Origin of the sequence: Actinomadura sp. NPDC000929 (assembly GCF_040492065.1) — a bacterium.
In the GTDB taxonomy this organism is placed as follows: domain Bacteria; phylum Actinomycetota; class Actinomycetes; order Streptosporangiales; family Streptosporangiaceae; genus Spirillospora; species Spirillospora verrucosospora.
The window spans coordinates 1-3,116 of record NZ_JBEUPA010000296.1 but is presented as its reverse complement, the minus strand read 5'-3'; the positions used below and the strand labels follow the sequence as shown (position 1 = coordinate 3,116).

General features: G+C 75.2%; 3 protein-coding genes and 2 pseudogenes. 2 read left to right on the top strand and 3 right to left on the bottom strand.

Features of this window, described 5'->3' with window-relative positions; translation table 11 throughout:
* Positions 1-96, top strand: a pseudogene (locus ABWI04_RS42260) (ATP-binding cassette domain-containing protein); the annotation flags it as partial.
* Positions 97-193: 97 nt separating this feature from the next.
* Here the strand turns inward: ABWI04_RS42260 and ABWI04_RS42255 are convergent.
* Positions 194-529: pseudogene (locus ABWI04_RS42255) on the bottom strand (DUF5931 domain-containing protein); the annotation flags it as partial.
* 40 nt (positions 530-569) lie between these two features.
* On the bottom strand, positions 570-1,307 hold the full coding sequence (locus tag ABWI04_RS42250; protein ID WP_345185877.1) for a lysophospholipid acyltransferase family protein: 738 nt from the start codon (positions 1,305-1,307) through the stop codon (positions 570-572).
* A gap of 368 nt (positions 1,308-1,675) precedes the next feature.
* Between ABWI04_RS42250 and ABWI04_RS42245 the strand changes: the two genes are divergently transcribed.
* Entirely contained in the window at positions 1,676-2,551 is an 876-nt protein-coding gene (locus ABWI04_RS42245; protein ID WP_345185876.1) for a hypothetical protein, read from the top strand.
* On the opposite strand, the gene ABWI04_RS42240 is transcribed toward ABWI04_RS42245, so the two are convergent.
* Positions 2,548-3,009 carry an endonuclease/exonuclease/phosphatase family protein gene (locus ABWI04_RS42240; RefSeq protein WP_353835924.1) on the bottom strand — a complete coding sequence of 154 codons (462 nt, stop codon included), beginning with the start codon at positions 3,007-3,009 and terminating at the stop codon, positions 2,548-2,550. The two genes, ABWI04_RS42245 and ABWI04_RS42240, sit on opposite strands and share 4 nt — an antisense overlap.
* Between the last annotated feature and the right edge of the window lie 107 nt (positions 3,010-3,116).

Sequence of the window (3,116 nt, the reverse complement as noted above, 5' to 3'; positions counted from 1 at the left end):
ATGCGCCGCCGCCTGGAGATCGCCCGCGCGCTGCTGCACCGCCCGCAGATCCTCTTCCTGGACGAGCCGACGATCGGGCTGGACCCGAACGCCCGTTGAACGTCGTGCCGCCGATGCCGCTCGTCCCGGCGGCCGCGTGCACCAGCAGGTTCGCGGCGGCCAGGACGGCCGCGGCGGCGACGCCCGCCCGCCGCCCGCCCGCGACCGCCCACGCCAGCACCGCGGCCGCCACCCACGACACCGGCAGCGTCGGGCGCCCGGCGGAGATGTTCCCGGCCTCCTCCACCCACGCCGTCGCGAGCACGCACCCCGCCGCGACGGCGAGGTCGGCGCCCAGCAGCGGCCGGCCGCGGCGCGCCCGGCCACGGGAGGCGAAGGCGGCGGGGCCGAAGGCGAACGACGCGTAGCCGGTCCATCCGGCCATGAGGGCGAGGACGGCCCATCCGCCGAGGGGGTGGGCGTAGCCGCCGTGGTTCATGGCGATCACGACCGCGGCGTAGCACAGGGCGAGCCCGCGGTAGACGGCCACGGCCCGCCACAGCGCGGTCTCCAGGCCCGTCCCCCGCGGCTCAGCCGCGGTCACTCAGCCCTCCGTCGTCGTCCTCGACCGGACGCACCTCCTTGCCGGCCAGCTCCGCCTTCACCTCGGCGGAGTACCGGTCGACGTACTCCTGCCCGGACAGCCGCTGGATCGCCATCATGATCTCGTCGGTGATCTCGCGGAGCACCTCGTGGTCGTCCTCGCGCCCGTAGTAGCGGGAGAAGTCCATGGGCTCGCCGAACCGCACGCCCGGCCGGATCCCGAGCCGCGGGTACGGCCTGCCGGGCGGCATCAGCTCGAACGTGTTGACCATCGCCATCGGGATCACCGGCACCCGCGACTTCAGCGCCAGCCGCGCGACCCCCGTCTTGCCGCGGTACAGCCGGTTGTCGGGCGCCCGGGTGCCCTCGGGGTAGATGCCGAGCAGCTTGCCCTCGCCGAGGATGCGCAGCCCCGTCTGCAGCGCCGCCTCGGCGGCCGAGCCGCCGGTCCGGTCGACCGGCACCACCCCGACGCCGGTGAAGAACCCCTTGCTGATCAGCCCCTTGATCCCCCGGCCGGTGAAGTACTCCTCCTTGCCGATGAAGAAGATCGGGCGCATCAGCGGCAGCGGGCCGAAGAAGTGGTCGGCGAACGACAGGTGGTTGCTCACCATCAGCGCCGGCCCGCGCTTCGGGACGTTGCGCGCCCCCCGGTTCCGCGGCCACCACAGCAGGTACATGACCGGGGAGAGGACGATCCTCAGCAGGATCCAGAACCAGAGCATCGTATGCGGGTACCTTTCCCTCGGACCGGACGCCCCCGCGCGGGCGTGCCCCGGTCCTGGCCGACGGGAGATGATGGGACATCCTCCCACTCTCCGTCCCACCGATCTACCGGCCGGTACCCGTCACCGGGACCCGGTCGCCCCGGCGGCGGGCCGGGAATAACCGTAGGCTCGGAGCGGTAAATCTCAATCGAGTGCGCCGGAGGGCTTGTCCCGGGCGGCGCAGCGAATACCGTGGGACACACGTTTCGGGGTGTCCGGGAGTGCCTCCACGCGGGGGCGACCGGGCACCACATGTCAATGGGGGGAGCGGAGGCCGCCATGCCGGTGCTGTCGGTCACGCCGGAGTCGTCGAAGGAGCCGGCCCCGTGAATCGCCGTGGCAATGGACTGTCAGCGGAGACCTACGCCCCACTGGTCGACCTCGCGCCGCATCTCGCGGACGCGATGCTGTCGGCGCTCGGCGAGGCGGGCGTCGCGGCCTACGCGGCGTCCCCGTCCGGCCTGCCGGAGATCGCCGAGGCGGCGGCGGAGCCGGTCGCCGGCGACGTCCTCGACCGGCTGTACGTGGACGTCGACATGAAGCCGGCCGCCGAGGGCATCCTGCGCGTGCACCTCGCCCGGCTCCGCGAGGCCTCGGCCCGCGGCTCCGACGGCGACCGCGACGGCTCCGAGCTCGCCGACGCCGACCTGCCGGGCCCCGAGCGCGCGGACGCCGAGCGCCTCGACGCCGCGGAGCGCGCCGGGACCGGCCTCGCCGACCCGGGCGCCGGCCAGGCGGGCGCCGCCGCCGAGCGCGACGAGGACGCCATCTGGGCCGAGATCGTCGCCGGGTACGACACCGTCCCCGAGGGCGACGAGGTCCCGTGGCCCGACGAGGAGAACATCCGCGAGCCCGCCGACCCCCCGGGCGAGGGCGAGGACCGCACCGGGCGGCTGCCCCGCGCCCGCGTGATCAAGCCGGCCGAGGAGGCGGCGTTCCCGGCCGGCGACGACGATGACGACGAGGGGCACTACGTCCCGCCCCCTCCCCCGCCGCTGCCGAGCGCCGACCCGCTCACCAAGGGCGCCTGGATCGCGCTGATCGGCGGCCCCGTCTACCTGCTGGTCACCGTCATCCTCGACTGGGAGGTCCCCGGCTGGGCGGCCTTCCTCGCCGTCGCCGCGTTCATCGGGGGGTTCGTCACCCTCGTCCTGCGCATGGGCGACGAGCCCCGCGACCCCGACGACGGGGCCGTCGTCTAGGGCGGCCCCAGCTCGGCCAGCACGGGCCGGTGGTCGGTGGCCAGGGCATGGTCGCCGGCGTCGTCGGGCGGCACCCCGCACGCGGTGATCCGCACGGCGGGGTCGGCGAAGACGCCGTCGATGCGGCGCTTCGGGTCGCGCGCGGTGAAGGTGAGCTCCCCGCCCGCCGGAGCGGCCGCGTACGCGTCCTGGAACCGGTCGGTCAGCAGCGACCAGGACGGGCCCCCCGGCTCCTCGTTGACGTCGCCCGCGAGCACGACCGGGGCGCCGTGGCGCTCACGGGCGCGGTCGAGGTGGGCGAGGATCTCGTGGACGTGCCGCAGGCGCGGGCCCTCCGCCAGGTCCAGATGGGTGCTCGCGGCGATCAGGCGGGCGCCGCCGACCTCCAGGACGGCGATCGCGAGGGCGCGGCGGTGCAGGCCCGGGTCCGGCGAGAGCAGGTGGAACTCGCGGGCCACGCGGCGCACGTGCGGCGCGGCGAGGACGGAGCCGGACGCAGCTGGTTCTCGTCGTCGCCGTAGCCCGGCTGGTGCACCTCGACCACCGTGCCGGGCGGAACATCGGG

What these genes read in the sequence shown, in the direction of transcription:
- ABWI04_RS42250 (WP_345185877.1), bottom strand. Translation starts at nt 1,307, where the DNA reads ATGCTCTGGTTCTGGATCCTGCTGAGGATCGTCCTCTCCCCGGTCATG.